We start from the raw sequence: 3,618 nt of genomic DNA, 5'->3' as shown, positions 1-3,618 counted from the left end.
CTGCGCGCGCAGGCGCTCGATCTCGGCCGCGGCGTCGGCGACCGCACCGGCGCGGACCGCGCCCGGCGGCAGCGGCACGCGCGCGAACCTCCGCAGCCGCGTGCGCCGTCCGCCCGGGGCCAGCTCGGCCGCGCGCACGCCCGTGCTGCCGATGTCGAGTCCGACCAGGTTCCGGGACAAGGGGTCACTCCGAGTAGGCGCCTCGCACTGGCCGACGGGCGCAGTGCGTCACCGAGGTCATCGGACGGAACCCCCGCGCACTTGAGGTTCCGCCCGCAGATCGCGCCAAGATCGCTCCCCGATCGTCGGGAGGTCCACACCAGCGCCGCACCGGACCCCCTCGGTGCCCGCCGCGCGCGCGTACGCCGGGCGCGGGCGTGGTACATCTGGGGCATGACGAGCTCCCCGGAGGCGACGACGCTCCAGATCGCGCCGTACCTCCAGGCGGTGGTGGTCAACCGCGGCTCAGACCTCCACATCAAGGTCGGGAGCGCCCCGCGGGTGCGGATCTCCGGCTCGTTGGTGCCGCTGCAGGTCGACCCGATGACCGCCGAGGCGGTCGACGCCCTGGTGCGCGAGACGATGCCGGCCGACGTCGAGCGGCACTTCGACGCGACCAACGAGGCCGACTACGCCCTCGCCGTCGCGGGCATCGGCCGGTTCCGCGTCAACGCGTTCCGCTCGCGAGGCACGGTCGGGTGCGTGCTGCGCCTGGTCGGCGACGAGCCGCGGACGCTGGCCGACCTCGCCCTCCCCGACGTGATCCGGTCCCTCGCGCTCGAGCCTCGCGGCCTGGTGCTGGTCACCGGCCCGACCGGCTCGGGCAAGACCACGACGCTGGCGGCGATGGTCGACGCGATCAACGAGGCGCGCGCGGTACACATCCTCACGATCGAGGACCCGATCGAGGTGATCCACCGCGACAAGGTGGCCAGCGTCAACCAGCGCGAGCTCGGCACCGACACCGCCGACTGGTCGGTGGCGCTGCGGGCCGCGATGCGCCAGGACCCCGACGTGATCCTCATCGGCGAGATGCGCGACCCCGACACCGTCCGTGCCGCCCTCGCCGCGGCCGAGACCGGCCACTTCGTGATGTCGACGCTGCACACCACCGACGCGAAGGAGACGGTCAACCGGGTGATCGACTTCTTCCCGCCCCACGAGCAGAAGCAGGTGCGCCTGGGCCTCGCGGCCTCCCTGCGCGGGATCGTCTGCCAACGACTGGTCCCCCGCGCCGACGGCGAGGGCCGGGTGGTCGCGATGGAGATCGCGGTCAACACCCCTCGACTCGCCGAGGCGGTCGCCGACCCCGACCGCACCGACACGATCCCCGACATCGTCGCCGACGGCGCCTACTCCGGCATGCAGACCTTCGACCAGCACCTGGTGCGCCTGGTGCTCGACGGCTCGGTCTCGGTGGCCGACGCCAAGCTCGTGAGCTCCAACACCCACGACTTCGGCGTCATGCTCAAGCGGGCCGGGGTCGACCCCGCGCTGGTCGACGCGGAGCCGGCCCGATGAGCCGCGGCGAGCCTCGTCGGCGCCCGGTCGTCGACGCGATGTCCTCGGAGCTGCTCGCCGGCCTGCAGCTCGACGAGCTGCGCAGCTACCGCCACCGCCTCGAGGCCGAGGAGGACCGGGTCTCCTACTGGCGGCGGCTCGTGCACGCCCGCCTCGACCTGCTCGCCGCGGAGTCGGCCTCCGACCACCCGCTCTCGGTCGACGACCTGGTGCGGATCCTCGGCGACACCGGCACCGGCGGCACCCGCCGGGCGCTGGTCAGCATCCGCGCGGCCGACCCGCTCCCCGAGCTGCCGGAGCTGGCCTCGATGTGGGGCGACGAGATCGATCCCCGCGACCCCGACCAGGTCGCCGACGCCGTCGAGCGGCTCACCGCCGCGGAGCAGCAGCTCACGACGTACCGTCGCGCGCTGCACGAGCGCATCGACGAGGCGACCGCCGAGCTCATCACCCGCTACCGCGCCAACCCGTCCGCCGCCCTCACGCTGATCCCGGAGGGCTGAGCGGTGGCGCGTCGCGGCGACACCGTGTCGGCACTGGAGGCCGCCGGCCTGGTCACCTCCGCCCAGGTGGAGGAGGCGCGCCGGCTCGCGACCGAGCGCTCCCAGACGGTGCTCGAGGTGCTCGTCGACGCCGGCTGGGTCGACCGGGCCACGGTGATGCGCACCGCGGCGGAGGCCGCGGGCGCGGAGTACGTCGAGCTCACCGACTTCATCGTCGACATGGCCGCGGTCAGCGCGGTGCCCGCCGAGTTCGCCCGCCGCGCCGGCATCCTGCCCCTGGCCCGCGAGGAGGACGAGATCCTGGTCGCCGTCGGGCTCCGGCAGGCCGGCGACATCGAGCTCAAGGACGACCTGAGCCGACTCACCGGCGCCCGCGTCCGCTTCGCCGTCGCGAACCGCGCGGACATCGAGACCCGGATCAACCAGGTCTACCGCGCCGAGGGCGAGCTGCACGACATCACCTCCGACCTCGAGGCCGAGGACGAGTCCGACGACCTGGGCAACCTGACCGAGGTGACCGACGAGGCGCCGGTCGTGCGCTTCGTCAACCTGCTCATCTCGCAGGCGATCACCGACCGGGCCTCCGACATCCACATCGAGCCGACCGAGCGCGACCTGCGCGTGCGCTACCGCATCGACGGGGTGCTGCACGACGCCCATCGATCTCCGAAGAACATCCAGAACGGCGTGATCTCCCGGCTCAAGATCATGGCCGAGATGAACATCGCCGAGCGGCGGGTGCCCCAGGACGGCCGGATGTCGGTCACCCACCAGGGCCGGCGGATCGACCTGCGCATCGCCACCCTCCCGACCGTGTGGGGCGAGAAGGTCGTCGCCCGCATCCTCGACACGACCAACACCCAGCTGGGCCTGGACGACCTGGGGTTCAGCGACCGCAACTTCGAGCGCTTCCGGGCGTCCTACAGCAAGCCCTACGGGATGATCCTCGCCACCGGCCCGACCGGGTCGGGCAAGTCCACGACGCTCTACGCGACGCTGAACATCCTCAACCGGCCCGACGTCAACGTGATCACGGTCGAGGACCCGGTGGAGTACCGCCTGACCGGCATCAACCAGGTGCAGACCAACGCCAAGGCCGGACTGACGTTCGCCTCGGCGCTGCGCTCGATCCTGCGCGCCGACCCCGACATCGTGCTGATCGGCGAGATCCGCGACCACGAGACCGCCCAGATCGCGGTCGAGGCGGCGCTCACCGGCCACCTCGTGCTCTCGACGCTGCACACCAACGACGCCCCCTCCGCGGTCAGCCGCCTGATCGAGATGGGGATCGAGCCGTTCCTGGTCGGGTCCGCGCTCGATGCCGTCCTGGCCCAGCGGCTGTGCCGGTCGCTGTGCGAGCGCTGCAAGGAGCCCTACGTCCCCGACGAGGCCGAGCTCGAGCGGACCGGGTTCGTCTGGGACCACGCGGACGGCCTGCCCACGATCTACCGGGCGGCCGGGTGCGGCTCGTGCTCCTACACCGGCTACCGCGGGCGGATGGCCCTGCACGAGGTGATGACGGTGTCCGAGGAGGTCTCCCGCCTCGCGGTGGCGCGCGCCTCGACCGACGAGATCGCCCGCGTCGCCCGCGACC

The 3,618-nt window shown here is 72.7% G+C and carries 3 protein-coding genes and 1 pseudogene; 3 read left to right on the top strand and 1 reads right to left on the bottom strand.

Annotation, left to right across the window (positions count from 1 at the left end; genetic code table 11):
• Positions 1 to 180, bottom strand: a pseudogene (locus Q0L15_RS15425) (hypothetical protein); the annotation flags it as partial.
• 213 nt (positions 181 to 393) lie between these two features.
• Here Q0L15_RS15425 and Q0L15_RS15420 point away from each other — a divergent pair.
• From Q0L15_RS15420 to Q0L15_RS15410, 3 genes are all read left to right on the top strand, one after another.
• Positions 394 to 1,521 carry a type IV pilus twitching motility protein PilT gene (locus Q0L15_RS15420; RefSeq protein WP_296605338.1) on the top strand — a complete coding sequence of 376 codons (1,128 nt, stop codon included), beginning with the start codon at positions 394 to 396 and terminating at the stop codon, positions 1,519 to 1,521.
• The gene (locus Q0L15_RS15415; protein WP_296605337.1) at positions 1,518 to 2,024 is read left to right on the top strand and encodes a hypothetical protein; all 507 of its coding nucleotides are present in this window, start codon (positions 1,518 to 1,520) and stop codon (positions 2,022 to 2,024) included. Before Q0L15_RS15420 ends, Q0L15_RS15415 begins: the two co-directional genes overlap by 4 nt.
• A gap of 3 nt (positions 2,025 to 2,027) precedes the next feature.
• On the top strand, positions 2,028 to 3,618 hold a 1,591-nt coding region (locus Q0L15_RS15410), incomplete at its 3' end, for an ATPase, T2SS/T4P/T4SS family (protein WP_296605336.1).

The organism is Nocardioides sp. (genome assembly GCF_024509035.1).
Lineage (GTDB): Bacteria > Actinomycetota > Actinomycetes > Propionibacteriales > Nocardioidaceae > Nocardioides.
Note: the sequence above shows the minus strand (reverse complement) of the source record. Positions and strands in the feature narration are given on the sequence as shown.